The organism is Pseudomonas sp. H26/SER47-MNA-CIBAN-0231, assembly GCF_040310465.1.
Taxonomy (GTDB): domain Bacteria; phylum Pseudomonadota; class Gammaproteobacteria; order Pseudomonadales; family Pseudomonadaceae; genus Aquipseudomonas; species Aquipseudomonas atacamensis.
In genome coordinates, this window is sequence record NZ_JBEOPW010000022.1 from 61,545 (window position 1) to 76,653 (window position 15,109).

Consider the following 15,109-nt stretch of genomic DNA (forward strand, 5'->3'; position numbering starts at 1 on the left):
TACCCGCCTCTGACTAAATCCGGCCCTCAGGCGCATACGGCGCCGGATCAATAATCGGCGCCCGCCCCAGCATCACGTCAGCAAATAGCTGACACGATGCCGGCGCCAGCACCAGCCCGTTGCGGTAATGCCCGCAGTTCAGCCACAGCCCTTCGCATCCCGGCACCCGGCCAATAAACGGAACCCCTTCCGGCGACCCCGGCCGCAGCCCGGCCCAGTGCCCGACCACCTCGGCATCCGCCAACGCCGGCAGCAATTCGATTGCCGAGGCCTTGAGGCTTTGCAGCGCTATGTCGGTCGGGGTCTTGTCGTAACCTTCGTGCTCCAGCGTGCTGCCGATCAGAATGTGACCATCGCGACGCGGGATCGCATAACGCCCCTTGGCCAGCACCATGCTTGGCAGAAAATCAGCCGCGCACTTGTAGAGAATCATCTGGCCTTTGACCGGTTCGACCGGCAGGGTCAGGCTCAGCGTCTTGAGCAGATCACCGCTCCACGCTCCCGCCGTCAGCACAATCTGGTCGCCGTTGATCACGCCCGTCGGAGTCTGCACGCCGACCACGCGCTCGCCCTCGCGGACGAAGCCACTGACTTCGCATTGCTCATGAATCGTCACATTCGGCAGCGCCAGCAGCGCGGCTTTCAGCGATTTGACCAGCCGTGGATTGCGCACGTTGGCGACATCGGCCATGTAGATCGCTCGGCTGAAACCGCTGCCGAGCACCGGCACCGCGTCATGCGCCGCCGAGATATCCACAGCCCGCAGCGGCCGATTTTGCCGCTCGGCCCAGGCCAGGGCTGCGGCTTCATCGTCCAGATCCAGCCAATACAGGCCAGTGGTGTGAACCTCAGGATCAACCCCCGTGTCGGCAAACAAGCGCTGGCCGAGCTGTGGATAAAAGTCCTGCGACCAATGCGCCAGCGCGGTGACTGCCGGACTGTAGCGCCACGGGTATAACGGCGAGACGATGCCGCCGCCAGCCCAGGACGATTCCTGGCCGACATTCGAGCGATCCAGCAGCACCACGCTGCGCACTTCGGAGGCGAGATTGTAGGCAGTGAGCAGGCCAATCACCCCACCGCCGACAATCACCACTTGCTGTTGCCTGGTCATGTTTGATCCAACCGTAAAAAGACAGTGGGCGCAAAAGGCGCCCGAAAAAGAATGCGTCAGCGGCCCCAGCAATCCTTGGCGGTCACTCCGGTGGTCGCGTTGTTCATGCTTCGCACGCCGGTGTTGGTCAGGGTGAAATCCCCGCACTTGTCGGTGGCCATGGCCGAGCCGGTTTTACGCACCGCAGTGAGCACAAAGGTCTGGTCGGTCAGCGTCGGGGTGATGGTGTAGAAATCATTGCCCGTGCTCAGTCCGGTGACGCCGGTGTAGACATTGTTGCGGGTGTAGAAGCGTTCGAGGGTCTGCGCCTGCTCCGAGAGCAGCGAGACCACTTCGGCGCGACGGCCCTTCTTCACGTATTCGTTGTAGCTGGGGATGCTGATGGTGAGGATGATCCCGATAATCGCGATGACGATCATGATCTCGATCAGGGTAAAACCTCGGCTGGATCTGCGCATGCCTCAAATTCTCGCTTACTGGATTTGTCGCCACATGATACGACGGCTGCCGCCGCCACCTTTCTCCACAATGACCGTGACCGCGCCGCTGGTGTCAGTCGTGCCCTTGCGCTCGCCGTTAGCCGAGATGAAGTTCAGGGTCGGAATGCCGCCGGTAAAAATCACGCCGCTGGATATCGTATCGTTGCTGTCGACCAAACGGTCGCCGGTGGTGTCGATCACGGCGTAGTTGAGCATCTTACCGTTGAACGCATCGAGTTCGACCAACCTGCCCGTACCAAAGCTCGAACAAGGGTCAGTGGTATCGACGCTGGCAGTGGTGAAAACAACTCGCCCCAACACAAGACTGGCCTGATTGATCACGCGTTCACCGGTCAGCACGTTGTTATACACCAGCGGCAGATACCAGCCTTTCTCTGCCGGATAGGTCGTTTCATTCTGGCTGGTGGTCAGGAACTGCCCGGTACTGCCGGAGAACGAACCGGTAATCGCCTGCGCCTGCAAGCTGCTGACGGTGATTTGTCCGGTCCCACCTTCTGCATCCCAGATTGAATAGAACGCCTGCAGATCCTTGTTGGTCTTGTCGGCAGTTTCGTTGAACTTGCCGGTGCCGAAAAACACCTGCTTGCCGCCCTGTGGGTTGTCCGCCAGCAGCGGTTGCGCAGTGATCGGCTGCGTTGCCCCACCCGGGGCGGTAAACAAAGGCTTGCCGGCAAACGCCACGCCCCAGTTTTCTGCCCCGGGTGCGCTCAAGTCGAATTTCCACATACGCCCCTTCAGGTCACCAGCGTAGGCAGCCTGCACCACGTTCGAGGAATTGACCCTGAGTTTTACCGAAGACAGACCGTTGCTGGTTTCCGTGCTGTCGATGACGATTTTCCTGATCAGCGAACCATCCAGCGCATCCAGCACATACAACGCTGCAACCCCCGAATTGCTGCCGTAACCATTGGCGATGAATGTCGCCCAGCGACCATTGGCCAAGCGTGCCACTTCCGGACGCGCGTAGGCGTAACCCAGATCATTGAAAGCATTCGCCGTGTTGGCCGTGGCCGGCGCACTGACTTCCCACAGTGCCCTGATCACGTTACCTGCCGAGGCATCGAACAGTTGCAGCCCATAGAAGGTTTTGCCGCCGGCCCCCGTTCCGCCAATAGCCAGGGTTTTCCAGGTGGTGCCGGCTTGCGCATCGAATACGCCGACTTGGCCATCCACGAGAAACTTGTGGCTGACGCCGTTGACGTAATTGGTATCCGCAATCAGCCGCAACGAAGGCAGCACGCTGGAGGGCATGTAGGCATAACGGCGGGTGCCGTTCGCCGAATTGATCACGTTGACGAAACCGTCGTTGGCGTTCACTACCAGACTGGTGTTCATGTTCGCAGCCTTGGTGGTCAGGTAGTTGGTGTAACTGCTGTCACCCGTCAAGTCGGATGCGGTCTTGTCCGAAGGCGACGCGAGCACCAGCGGCGAATTGATGATGTCGCCCAGCAGCGCAGTGCGCACTTTGAGCCCGGCCCTGTTGGTCCCTTTGCTCCACTCCACCAGTTCAGTGCCGCTGACACCGGTGGGCAGGCCCTGATTCAGCGTGTTCTGCTGGGCTGGGGAAAAGCTGCCGAATGCCAGAGCAATGGGCGTATTGCTCAAGGTGTTCCATGACTGGAAAGTCGGCGCTGTAGCAGAGGGTACGATGGTGGTGTCGGTCGACCATTGCGCCGTCGAGGTATTTACCGTGCCGGTCGAGGTAAAGCCGAACGACCTGATCGTGCCGCGCCAATCCTTGGGATCGTAGGTTGTCTGGTAAAAACTGCTGCCACTGGTCAACGTACTGCTGCTGGCAACGCCGGCACCACCGGAGCCGGCCTTGGAAGTGATATCGCTGAGTGCCGACGATAACGCCGCATTAAGCCCGGAGCTGTCGGTAGCCTGGTAATACCTGCCCTGCCCGTAACTGGCGGCGTCGGACAACATGTCGTTATCCGCCGCGAAACCCACGGTGTAGGTGTTCATGTTCTGCCGGGGAAAATCCACCGCGTTCCAGCTCTTGCCTGCTGCGTCAGTACCGGTCGAACGCATGTCGATATCGAAGGCGAATTTGGCGATGTCATCCAGATAGAGTGTGTCGCCCTCACCGTCACCGTTGAGGTTGTCGCCATCGTTATTCACGCCATCCCAGTTCGGTAGCCGGCTGCCTCCCAGCGGATCGTTGGTCGGGAAGGTACGGTCATAGGTTGGCAAGCCATCGGTAATCACCACGCCGTAGTTTTTCTGGCAGCGGTATTGAATCGGACTGGTATAGCTCGCTGGCGTGCCGTTGTAGTAAGGCGCCAAGCCACGCATGTAGCGCGTGACTTCGTAGTAGCTCTCGGCCAACGGAGTGTTGGCCACGGCGTTCAAGCCGTTGATCGATGAGATCAGCGCGTTGTAGTTGGCGTCTGCCTGGGCCTGGGTGACGCTGCCCGCGACGGGTGACAAATCGGTGATCGAGCGAGCGATGAAACCGCCGTTGCCCGAATTGCTGCTGGTGGCCGGATTGAATGTCGACAGGCCCATGCGCAAGGTGCGGTTGCTGCTCACCAGTGCGGTGGAAACGTTGCGCGCCACGTTCATCCGGTAATCGTTGGGAATCGCCCCCGTGGTGAAGTCGCGGGTGCCGGTGCTGTTGGCCAGGCTGACTATGTAGGAAATGTAATCGGCGGAATACCGAGTGTTCTCGTTGCCTACCGGGTCTGGGAGCTTGAGGCACAACGGCGCCACGCTGTTGTTGTAGAACGCATAGGCGCCTCCCGAGCACCCGGAAGTCGGCAGGCTCGATAGAAACACCGTGTCGCCGGTAATCTGCGGCGCATTGAGTGCAGAGCACAATCCGAGGAAGGCATTGCACTGCCGGGCGGGAGTGCGGTTGACGTTCGGGTCGAATCCGGCGGCGTAGATGATGCTGTTCATACTGCCGGAGTCGTCGATCAGCAGCATGACGTTTGGCGCCACCGCAGCCGCGCTCAGCAATGGCGAATCGGAAGGCGTGAAAGCCCAGGCCGGTGCCGCCAGGTAGCTACTCAGCAGCATGCCGATCAGCAGCGACACGCCGCGCTCAATACTTCGCATAGACACTCTCCACCACGCTACGCGAATTGCCGGCGATGCCGACCGCAGTGACTCGATACAACGTCGCCGAAGTGTTACTCGGCACGTTCACCGCCGTCAGAGTCGTGCCGATGTTCTGCACGCCATAAAAGCCATTACCGGCGGCGATCCAGGTCACCCCGGAGGTCGAATTGAAGCCGGCCGAGCTGACCACTGACGACTCCGCCGGCGGCAGACATTGGTTCGTGCCGCTGCACACCGCCAACGAGTAACTGTCCAGCTGCACCGCACTTTCGCCGATACGCAACGCCGCTTCCGCAGCCTGAAACGATTGATTGCGCAGGCTTACGCTGCCGGCCATTTTCTCTTGCAGGTTGGCGCTCTGCATCGAGGACAAACCGATCAATGTGAGCAACAGCAGAAACACCAGACTGACCAACAAGACCATGCCGCGCTGGGCCTGACGTTGCTGCAAGGAAATCCTCATCGCCGCCCCCCTCATGGCAAGCGGTTGCGCAATGCCGCAACCACGTTGAAGGTTTGATTGCGCACCCGATTGTTCGGGTCGGTGAGGGTCAGGCTCAAGCGCACGCTGCGGATGCGCGCGGGATCGCCAGGGTTGCTGCTGTAGGTTGAGGCTGCGACGTCGGTCGCCGAACTGGCCAGACCGAATGTGACGTTGAAGGCGCTGACGTTGTTCACCAGCACTTGCTGCGCCGGATTGCCGCTGCCAGTGCCCATGAGGATCTGGTTATTGCTGAAACTGTAGATCAGGCGCCGGATCGGGAACGCGATCTGGCCCGAGGTCGGGTTGCGCAATCCGCTGTAGGCGACTGCACTGTTGCGGCAGTCGGAAATCACCGTCCAGGTCGGCGTTCCCCCGCCGCTGCCGACATCGGCGGTGACCAGGGTCAGCTTGAGACTGGCGTTATCCCAGTTGATCGGGATGAGTTGGGCAGTGTTGAAATCCCCTGCTGAGCTGGAGTCGACGATGGTGCCGAGGCAGCCGAACATGCCGACCATGCGGATTTCCTGAATCATTTTGCTGAGAACGAAGCGCGCGTCTTCCTGCATCGCTGCGGCGCTGTTCTGACTGACGTAGGTGTTTTTTGCGGCGATGAAAATCTGTACCACGCCGAGCACGACGATCAGCCCCAAAGCCAGGGCAATCAGCAACTCGATCAGGCCGAAACCACGGCTGGCACGCTTCATGGTGTGGCCACCGGATCGACCGCCGCACGGCTGCTCAGGACGAAACTGCGCTGGGCACTGGCAGCGTTGGCCGCGCGCGCGTCGCTCCAGGTAATGGTGATGGTGTAGACCCGCTGGTTGAGGGTGATGCTGCCCGTCGCGGTCGGGCCGCCGAAGTTGGCGATGTTGGTGGTGAAGTCGTAGAGGTCCTGGTCTCGCGCATTACTGAGATTGCCCGAGGTCGGTGGCGTGACGGTGTAGTTGGCGCCGGAATTGGCGCGGATGCGATCCATCATGTCATAGGCGATGAAACTGGCCTGACTGGTCATCCGCGAACTGTCGGTGTACTTCAGCGCATTGAGCTGTACCGCCGCTGCGCCCAACAGCCCGACGGTCAGAATCAGCAACGCGACCAGCACTTCGATCAGCGTCATGCCCTCCTGTGCGTTTTTGCTCCCTGCCCTCATCCGCAATTTCCACCCAGTTGAATGCGTCCGTTCAAACACACGTTCAGCGTCCTGCTTTGCGTGCCCAGCGTGTAACCGATGACCACCGCCGTCGACGGTGCCGCCAGACCGCCGAGGTTGTTGAAATCCAGTGCGGTCACTCCTGAGGGTAGCGTCAGAGTCGCGCCACTGCTCATTGCTGGAACAACCCGCAACACATTGGCCGGATTGCCAGTACTGTCGTAGACCGCCAGCTCACCGGTCCAGACACTGCCGCCGGCGGTCGGACGCAGACGCGTGGTCACGCCGCGATTGATTGCCTCGAGGCGAGCGAAATTGATCGCCCGCTGCAAGTCGCCGACTTCGGTATCCGCCCTGCTGCTCTGGATCGTACGGGTAAAGGCCGGCACCGCCAGCGTGATCAGTATCAGGAACACCGCGATGGCGACCAGCAACTCGACCAGCGTGAAACCTTTTGTACGAAGATCCATCGGTGCCCTCCGTTGCCGTCGGCTATACCTGCTTTTACACGCTAGAACATTCGCTCGGCACGCGCCGACTGATTTGCCCTGCGCGGCGCACGGATTGCGCTGCTCATACCATTCCACGGAGGGATTTTTCATGCCGCAACACGGTTTCAGCCTGATTGAACTGCTTATGGGACTGGCGATTGGCGCAATTGTTCTGCTGCTGGTCAGCCCGGCGTTCGCCGCACTCAAACAGGCGACTCAACGCGACCACGCGGCGCAGTCGCTGCTCGAAGGCATCCGCCACGCTCGCACACTGGCCATCACGCACAATCAGAGCGTGGTGATCCATGGCATCGACGGTGACTGGAGTCAGGGTTGGCGGATCATTCTGGATCGAAGCGGCAAGGGGCCGGAGGACAGCAGCAATCCGCTGCTGGTTGAACGCGCCAGTGAGGCGAAAGTACCGATTGTCGGCAACTGGTGGGTGAGCCGCTATGTGCGGTTCAGTCATCTGGGGCAGCCACTGATGCCGGGGCGGCGATTTCAGGCGGGGACGATACACATCTGCTCGCCGCGCGAACCGGTCAGCCAGCGGCAGATCGTGCTGGCGGCGACCGGTCGCGTGCGCCTGAGCAGTCAGGAGACCGAACAGGCGCTGTGCGACAAAGGCAGAAGCGTCAGATCGAACGGACGCGCAGCTCTTTCGGCATCGAGAACGTGATGTTCTCCTCACGGCCAGCCAGCTCGTCGGCACCGGTCGCGCCCCAGGCCTGCAATTGCTGGATCACGCCCCGGACCAGCACTTCCGGTGCCGAGGCGCCAGCGGTAATGCCAATGCGCTCGACGCCGTCGAACCAGCTCTGTTGCAGGTCCTCGGCACCGTCGATCAGGTACGCCGGAGTCGCCATACGCTCAGCCAGTTCACGCAGACGGTTGGAGTTGGAACTGTTCGGGCTGCCGACCACCAGTACCACGTCGCACTCGTCGGCCAGTTGCTTGACGGCGTCCTGGCGGTTTTGTGTGGCGTAGCAGATATCGTCCTTGCGCGGGCCACCAATCGCCGGGAAGCGCGTGCGCAGGGCATCGATCACACGGCTGGTATCGTCCATCGACAAGGTTGTCTGGGTGACGAAAGCGAGTCTTTCCGGATCGCGCACCTGCAGTGCGGCCACGTCCTTTTCGTCTTCAACGAGGTAGATCGCGCCGCCATTGCTGGCGTCGTACTGGCCCATGGTGCCTTCGACTTCCGGGTGACCGGCGTGGCCGATCAGGATGCACTCGCGACCGTCGCGGCTGTATTTGGCGACCTCGATGTGCACCTTGGTCACCAGCGGGCAGGTTGCATCGAAGACTTTCAGGCCACGACCTGCAGCTTCGTTGCGCACGGCTTGGGAAACACCGTGGGCGCTGAAGATGACGATCACGTCATCGGGCACCTGATCGAGCTCTTCGACGAAAATCGCGCCACGGCTGCGCAGGTCTTCGACGACGAACTTGTTGTGCACCACTTCATGACGCACATAGATCGGTGGCCCGAAAACTTCCAGGGCGCGGTTGACGATTTCGATCGCCCGGTCCACACCGGCGCAGAAGCCACGGGGGTTGGCGAGTTTGATTTGCATGCTGTGCCTCGTGTCTTGCGCGCGAAAACAATGGAAAACAGACTGTGGAGACCTGCTTGTTGTGGCGAGGGGAATCATCCCCGCTCGGCTGCTTAGCAGTCGTAGACCGTCAACGGACTCATCTGAGAATCCGTTGACTGGTCTGGGGGCGCTTCGCACCCCAGCGGGGATAAATCCCCTCGCCACAGAAGCTCACTCCTGCATTTTTAGATCGCTTTGACGGAAATGATTTCCACGTCAAAGGTCAGCGTCTTGCCCGCCAGCGGGTGGTTGAAGTCGACGGTCACTTGCGTGTCGTCGAATTCCTTCACCACACCTGGCAATTCAGTATTGGCCGCATCGTTGAAGATCACCAGCAGACCCGGCGACAACTCCATGTCGGTGAACTGCGAACGCGGGATGGTCTGCACGTTCTGCGGGTTCGGCTGACCAAAAGCGTTTTCCGGCTCGACGGTCAGGGTGCGCTTGTCGCCGGCCTTGAAGCCGAACAGTGCGGCTTCGAAGCCCGGCAGCAGGTTGCCATCGCCGACCTTGAACGTCGCCGGGGCCTTGTCGAAGGTACTGTCGACGGTGTCACCGTTTTCCAGGCGCAAGGCAAAGTGCAGCGTAACTTCGGTGTTCTGGCCGATGCGTTGCTCAGTCGATAGCGATTCAGTCATGAGCAGCCTCTTCGGTTTTCTTCGATTTGAACATGTCCAGTGCCAGCATGATCGCGCCAACGGTGATCGCACTGTCGGCAATGTTGAACGCCGGGAAATACCAGCGGTTCTGCCAGTGCACCAGGATGAAGTCAATCACATGGCCCAGGGCAACGCGGTCATACAGGTTGCCCAGCGCGCCACCCAGCACCAACGCCAGGGCGACGGCCAGCCAGGTGTCGTTGCGACCCAAACGCTTGAGCCAGACCACCAGCACGGCACTGACAACAATGGCGATCAGGGCAAACAGCCAGCGCTGCCAGCCGGAGCTGTCGGCGAGGAAGCTGAAGGCAGCGCCGGTGTTGTAGGCCAGGGTCCAGCTGAACAGGTCGGGAATGATCACGATCTGCTGGAACATTTCGAGCTTGCTTTCGAAGTAGAACTTGCTGGCCTGGTCAATGACCAGGACCAGCAGGCTCAACCAGAGCCAGCTCAGCCGTCCGAAACGGCCAATGGCATCAGGCATAGTGACGAACCTCGCCAGCACCGCTGATGTTGTCGACGCAACGCCCGCAGATTTCCGGATGCTCCGGGTTCACGCCGACGTCTTCGCGGCAATGCCAGCAACGCGCGCATTTCGGGAACGCCGATTTGACGATCTTCAGTTTCAGCCCGCTGACTTCGGTAACCACTGCATCGGCCGGAGCCTGAACGAACGGTGCAACGCTGGCAGTCGAGGTGATCAGGACAAAGCGCAGCTCATTGCTCAGCTTGGCCAGATCGGCGCTCAGCGCCTCTTCGGCAAACAGCGTCACTTCGGCCTGCAGGTTGCCACCGACGGCTTTCGCCGCACGCTGGATTTCCATCTCTTTGTTGACCGCAACCTTCACTTCCATGATGCGATCCCAGTAGGCGCGACCCAGCTCGAAGCCTTCCGGCAGCTCGGTCAGGCCTTCGTACCAGGTGTTGAGCATCACCGACTCGTTACGCTCGCCCGGCAGGTATTGCCACAGCTCGTCAGCAGTGAAGGCGAGGATCGGCGCGATCCAGCGCACCAGCGCTTCAGAGATGTGGAACAGCGCGGTCTGGCACGAGCGCCGGGCCTTGCTGTCGGCGCCGGTGGTGTACTGGCGGTCCTTGATGATGTCGAGGTAGAAACCACCCAGCTCCTGCACGCAGAAGTTGTGGATCTTCGAGTAGACGTTCCAGAAACGGTATTCGCCGTAGTGCTCTTGCAACTCGCGTTGCAGCAGCAGCGTGCGATCCACCGCCCAGCGATCCAGCGCCAGCATGTCTTCAGCAGGCAGCAGGTCGGTGGCCGGATTGAAACCGGTCAAGTTGGAAAGCAGGAAGCGCGCGGTGTTACGGATACGACGGTAGGCATCGGCGCTGCGCTGCAGGATCTGCTCGGACACGGCCATTTCGCCGGAGTAGTCGGTCGAAGCGACCCACAGACGCATGATGTCGGCGCCCAGGGTGTCGTTGACCTTCTGCGGCGCGATCACGTTGCCCAGCGATTTGGACATCTTGCGGCCGGACTCGTCGACGGTGAAGCCGTGCGTCAGCAGCTCGCGATATGGCGCGTGGTTGTCGATGGCGCAACCGGTCAGCAACGAGGAGTGGAACCAGCCACGGTGCTGGTCGGAACCTTCCAGGTAGAGGTCGGCACGCGGGCCGCTCTCGTGGCCCATCGGGTGCGAACCGCGCAGAACGTGCCAGTGCGTGGTGCCCGAGTCGAACCAGACGTCGAGGGTGTCGCTGATCTTGTCGTATTGCGGCGCTTCATCACCGAGCAGTTCGGCGGCGTCGAGTTTGAACCAGGCTTCGATGCCTTCGACTTCAACGCGTTTGGCGACTTCTTCCATCAGCTCGACGGTACGCGGGTGCAGCTCGCCGCTTTCCTTGTTGAGGAAGAACGGGATCGGCACGCCCCAGTTGCGCTGACGCGAGATGCACCAGTCCGGACGGTTGGCGATCATCGAATGCAGACGCGCCTGGCCCCAGGCCGGAACGAACTTGGTGTCTTCGATGGCTTTGAGCGAGCGCACGCGCAGGGTGTCGCCGCTGGTTGGCTCCTTGTCCATGCCGATGAACCACTGCGCAGTAGCGCGGTAGATCAGCGGGGTCTTGTGGCGCCAGCAGTGCATGTAGCTGTGTTCGATGACGGTGGTGTGCATCAGCGCACCGACTTCGGTCAGTTTTTCTACGATGGCCGGGTTGGCCTTCCAGATGAACTGGCCGCCGAAGAATTCCAGCGACGGCACGTACACGCCGTTGCTCTGTACCGGGTTGAGGATGTCGTCGTTGACCATGCCGTATTTCTTGCAGGTCACGAAGTCGTCCACGCCGTAGGCCGGGGCGGAGTGAACTACGCCGGTGCCAGCGCCCAGCTCAACGTAGTCAGCCAGGTACACCGGCGACAGACGATCGTAGAACGGGTGACGGAAGTTGATCAGCTCCAGCTCTTTACCGGTGGTGGTGGCGATGACCGAACCTTCCACGCCATAGCGCGCCAGGCAGGCTTCGACCAGCTCTTCAGCCAGCACCAGCAGCTTGTCGCCGATATCGACCAGGGCGTAGTTGAATTCCGGGTGCACGTTCAGCGCCTGGTTGGCCGGGATGGTCCACGGGGTGGTGGTCCAGATCACGATCGCAGCAGGTTTGCTCAGCGAGGCCAGACCGAAGGCCGCAGCCAGTTTGGCTTCGTCGGCGATCGGGAACGCAACGTCGATGGTCGAGGACTTCTTGTTCTCGTACTCGACTTCCGCTTCAGCCAGAGCCGAACCGCAATCGAAGCACCAGTTCACTGGCTTGAGGCCCTTGAAGACAAAACCACCCTTGACGATTTCGGCGAGGGCGCGGATTTCACCGGCCTCGTTCTTGAAATCCATGGTCTTGTACGGGTTGGCGAAGTCGCCCAGCACGCCGAGACGGATGAACTCGGACTTCTGCCCTTCGATCTGCTCGGTGGCGTAGGCACGGCACAGCTCGCGGGTCTTATCCGCGCCGAGGTTCTTGCCGTGGGTCACTTCCACCTTGTGCTCGATCGGCAAGCCGTGGCAATCCCAACCCGGGACATACGGCGCGTCAAAACCCGACAGGGTTTTCGAGCGGATGATCATGTCCTTGAGAATCTTGTTCAGTGCGTGACCGATGTGGATCGTGCCGTTGGCGTACGGAGGGCCGTCGTGCAGGACGAACTTCGGACGATCCTTGCCAATCTCGCGCAACTTTCCGTACAGGCCAATACTGTCCCAGCGCTGCAGGATCTGCGGTTCGCGCTGTGGCAGGCCGGCCTTCATTGGGAAGGCGGTGTCCGGAAGGTTTAGCGTGGCTTTATAGTCGGTCATTTAAGGCTCTTCATTAGCGATGGGCGCTAGGTGCGGCTAGTGCACGGGCGGTGGCGACATCCGCATTGATCGCCGTTTTCAATGCCTCCAGAGAGGCGAAGCGCTGCTCTTCACGCAGCTTTTGGTGGAAAACCACCGTCAAACGCCGGTCATACAGATCGCCGGCAAAATCTAACAGATGGACCTCGAGGTGGGCTTTGCCATCCCCTTGCACCGTAGGGCGCACGCCAATATTGGCGACACCGGGCCAGGTCTTGCCGTCGATGTCGACATTCACCAGATAGACCCCGGTGAACGGCACGCGACGACGCTTGAGTTGAATGTTGGCAGTGGGCGTGCCCAGTTGCCGGGCCAGTTTCTGCCCATGCAACACGCGACCGGCGATGCGGTACGGACGGCCGAGCAAGCGTTCGGCCAGGGCAAAATCGGCCGCAGCCAAGGCGTTGCGCACCTGCGTGCTACTGACGCGAATGCCGTCCAGCTCGACGGTTTGCGCCGCTTCGACGGTGAAACCGTGAACCTGCCCGGCCTGCATCAGAAAATCGAAATCGCCGAGGCGGTCGCAACCGAAACGGAAATCGTCACCGACCTCCAGATGCTGCACGCCAAGGCCATCGACCAGAATGGTATCGACGAACTCACTGGCGCTGAGCTTGCTCAGCCGCTGGTTGAACGCCAGGCACAACACCCGGTCGACGCCTTCAGCGGCCAGCAATTGCAGCTTGTCGCGCAACCGCGCCAGACGTGCCGGTGCGGTGTCGGGAGCAAAGAACTCCCGTGGCTGCGGCTCGAAAATCACCACGCAGCTGGGTACGCCCAACTCGAGCGCACGCTCACGCAGCCGGGCCAGGATAGCCTGGTGACCACGGTGAACACCGTCAAAGTTGCCAATAGTGGCGACGCAGCCCCGATGCTGGGGGCGCAAGTTGTGGAGGCCTCGAACCAGCTGCATAACGCGCTTCTTGCTCATAAAGTGGTCGATTATAACCACACCCGACGGCCGACGACAGGCAACACCGTAACGCAAAGTGAACGAGCCGACAAAACCGCCGGCTCATGCCTGCTCATGAAGGCTGAAACCTCAGCTCAAGGCCTTGCGATTGAAGTCGCGCAGACGGAAACCCAGCAGCAGCAACATACCGAAATACGCCACCACACCGGCCACCACCAGCGCGCCCAGGCGCAGGAAGCGCTCGAGCATATGCCCCTCATCCCACGCGGGCATGAAATGCATGCCCGCCAGCAACACCGCCGACATCACGGTCACCGCAACGACCAGCTTGAAGCCGAATTTGCCCCAGCCCGGTTGCGGTTGATACATCTTTTGCTTGCGCAGCTGATAGAACAGCAGCCCGGCGTTCAGGCAAGCACCGGCACTGATCGCCAAGGCAAGGCCGGCATGGGCCAGTGGGCCGATCAACGCCAGGTTGAACAACTGCGTGCAGACCAGCGTGAAAATCGCGATTTTCACCGGGGTGCGAATGTTCTGTTGCGCATAAAAGCCCGGCGCCAGCACTTTGATCACGATAATCCCGAGCAGGCCGACAGAATAGGCAATCAGCGCACGCTGGGTCATCTCGGCATCAAAGCCACTGAACTGGCCGTATTGAAACAATGAAACAGTCAGCGGTTCAGCAAGAATTCCCAGCGCCAATGCGCACGGCAGTACCAGCACAAAGCACAGGCGCAACCCCCAATCGAGGATCCGCGAGTATTCGTGGCGATCCTTGCTGGCGTAGGTCTTGGCCAGTGTCGGCAGCAGAATCGTGCCCAGTGCCACACCCAACACGCCCGACGGCAATTCCATCAAGCGGTCAGCGTAATACATCCACGACACTGAACCTGCGACCAGAAACGAGGCGAAGATGGTGTTGATGATCAGCGAAATCTGACTGACCGATACGCCGAGAATCGCCGGCAGCATCTGCTTCATCACCCGCCACACGCCGCTGTCGCGCAGGTTCAGGCGTGGTAGCACGAGCATGCCGATCTTTTTCAGGTGCGGCAGCTGATACAGCAGCTGCGCCAGACCGCCGACCAGCACCGCCCAGCCAAGGGCCATGACCGGTGGATCGAAGTACGGCGTGAGGAACAGCGAAAACACGATCATGCTGACGTTGAGCAGAGTCGGCACGAAGGCCGGCACCGAGAAGCGGTTCCAGGTGTTGAGGATCGCGCCGGCCAGCGACGACAGCGAGATCAGCAATATATAAGGAAAGGTCACCCGCAACAGATCGGAAGTGAGCTGGAATTTCTCCGGGGTATCGGTAAAACCGGGCGCTGTGGCCCAGATCACCCAAGGGGCGGCGATCATGCCCAGCGCCGTCACCACCGCCAATACCAGCGTCAGCAGGCCGGATACATAGGCAATAAAGGTACGCGTCGCCTCTTCGCCCTGCTGGCTTTTGTATTCGGCCAGGATCGGCACGAACGCCTGGGAGAAAGCCCCTTCGGCAAAGATGCGCCGCAGCAGGTTGGGCAGTTTGAACGCAATAAAGAAGGCATCCGTGGCCATCCCGGCGCCGAATGTCCGCGCGATCAGCGTGTCACGAACAAAACCCAGAATCCGGGAAAGCATCGTGATAGAGCTGACGGCGGCCAACGATTTGAGCAGATTCATTGAGAGAGTTTGTGCCTGTCGATAAACAGCAGGCGAACAATGCGCCTACTTGTGCGATACTCCGCGCCGCAACAGCACAGAGCCAAAGCTCGCGAGTTTACAGGTCAAGCGCCGGA

The 15,109-nt window shown here is 60.6% G+C and carries 14 protein-coding genes; 1 reads left to right on the plus strand and 13 read right to left on the minus strand.

Annotation, left to right across the window (positions count from 1 at the left end; translation table 11 throughout):
- Positions 1–13 precede the first annotated feature (13 nt).
- Genes thiO through AAEZ10_RS24735 form a run of 7 tightly spaced genes read right to left on the minus strand, consistent with a single transcriptional unit; the run spans position 14 to position 6,784 of the window.
- On the minus strand, positions 14–1,114 hold the full coding sequence (gene thiO, locus AAEZ10_RS24705) for a glycine oxidase ThiO (protein WP_350571384.1): 1,101 nt from the start codon (positions 1,112–1,114) through the stop codon (positions 14–16).
- Positions 1,115–1,170: 56 nt separating this feature from the next.
- Positions 1,171–1,572 carry a type IV pilin protein gene (locus tag AAEZ10_RS24710; protein ID WP_122706060.1) on the minus strand — a complete coding sequence of 134 codons (402 nt, stop codon included), beginning with the start codon at positions 1,570–1,572 and terminating at the stop codon, positions 1,171–1,173.
- 15 nt (positions 1,573–1,587) lie between these two features.
- Positions 1,588–4,677 carry a pilus assembly protein gene (locus tag AAEZ10_RS24715; RefSeq protein WP_350571387.1) on the minus strand — a complete coding sequence of 1,030 codons (3,090 nt, stop codon included), beginning with the start codon at positions 4,675–4,677 and terminating at the stop codon, positions 1,588–1,590.
- Positions 4,664–5,143: a pilus assembly PilX family protein gene (locus tag AAEZ10_RS24720; RefSeq protein WP_041477802.1), complete on the minus strand. Its 480-nt coding sequence runs from the start codon at positions 5,141–5,143 to the stop codon at positions 4,664–4,666. The genes AAEZ10_RS24715 and AAEZ10_RS24720 overlap by 14 nt, the downstream gene beginning before the upstream one ends.
- An 11-nt stretch (positions 5,144–5,154) precedes the next feature.
- Positions 5,155–5,868 (minus strand): PilW family protein, encoded by a 714-nt coding sequence (locus AAEZ10_RS24725; RefSeq protein ID WP_350571389.1) that lies wholly within the window; start codon positions 5,866–5,868, stop codon positions 5,155–5,157.
- Positions 5,865–6,314: a type IV pilus modification protein PilV gene (gene pilV / locus AAEZ10_RS24730; RefSeq protein WP_071173641.1), complete on the minus strand. Its 450-nt coding sequence runs from the start codon at positions 6,312–6,314 to the stop codon at positions 5,865–5,867. Before pilV ends, AAEZ10_RS24725 begins: the two co-directional genes overlap by 4 nt.
- Positions 6,311–6,784 (minus strand): GspH/FimT family pseudopilin, encoded by a 474-nt coding sequence (locus tag AAEZ10_RS24735; RefSeq protein WP_122698535.1) that lies wholly within the window; start codon positions 6,782–6,784, stop codon positions 6,311–6,313. Before AAEZ10_RS24735 ends, pilV begins: the two co-directional genes overlap by 4 nt.
- 130 nt (positions 6,785–6,914) lie before the next feature.
- On the opposite strand from AAEZ10_RS24735, the gene AAEZ10_RS24740 reads away from it, so the two are divergent.
- Positions 6,915–7,484, plus strand: a complete 570-nt coding sequence (locus AAEZ10_RS24740) for a GspH/FimT family pseudopilin (RefSeq protein WP_282384812.1) — start codon at positions 6,915–6,917, stop codon at positions 7,482–7,484.
- On the opposite strand, the gene ispH is transcribed toward AAEZ10_RS24740, so the two are convergent.
- From ispH to murJ, 6 genes are all read right to left on the minus strand, one after another.
- The gene (gene ispH / locus AAEZ10_RS24745) at positions 7,441–8,385 is read right to left on the minus strand and encodes a 4-hydroxy-3-methylbut-2-enyl diphosphate reductase (RefSeq protein ID WP_016773129.1); all 945 of its coding nucleotides are present in this window, start codon (positions 8,383–8,385) and stop codon (positions 7,441–7,443) included. The two genes, AAEZ10_RS24740 and ispH, sit on opposite strands and share 44 nt — an antisense overlap.
- A 206-nt stretch (positions 8,386–8,591) precedes the next feature.
- Complete coding sequence (fkpB, locus tag AAEZ10_RS24750; protein WP_151551937.1) at positions 8,592–9,044, minus strand: FKBP-type peptidyl-prolyl cis-trans isomerase; 453 nt, start codon at positions 9,042–9,044, stop codon at positions 8,592–8,594.
- Positions 9,037–9,549 carry a signal peptidase II gene (gene lspA / locus AAEZ10_RS24755; protein ID WP_350571393.1) on the minus strand — a complete coding sequence of 171 codons (513 nt, stop codon included), beginning with the start codon at positions 9,547–9,549 and terminating at the stop codon, positions 9,037–9,039. Before lspA ends, fkpB begins: the two co-directional genes overlap by 8 nt.
- On the minus strand, positions 9,542–12,373 hold the full coding sequence (gene ileS, locus AAEZ10_RS24760; RefSeq protein ID WP_350571395.1) for an isoleucine--tRNA ligase: 2,832 nt from the start codon (positions 12,371–12,373) through the stop codon (positions 9,542–9,544). The genes lspA and ileS overlap by 8 nt, the downstream gene beginning before the upstream one ends.
- 13 nt (positions 12,374–12,386) lie before the next feature.
- On the minus strand, positions 12,387–13,325 hold the full coding sequence (ribF, locus tag AAEZ10_RS24765; RefSeq protein ID WP_016773125.1) for a bifunctional riboflavin kinase/FAD synthetase: 939 nt from the start codon (positions 13,323–13,325) through the stop codon (positions 12,387–12,389).
- Between the two features lie 129 nt (positions 13,326–13,454).
- Positions 13,455–14,993: a murein biosynthesis integral membrane protein MurJ gene (gene murJ / locus AAEZ10_RS24770; RefSeq protein ID WP_016773124.1), complete on the minus strand. Its 1,539-nt coding sequence runs from the start codon at positions 14,991–14,993 to the stop codon at positions 13,455–13,457.
- Between the last annotated feature and the right edge of the window lie 116 nt (positions 14,994–15,109).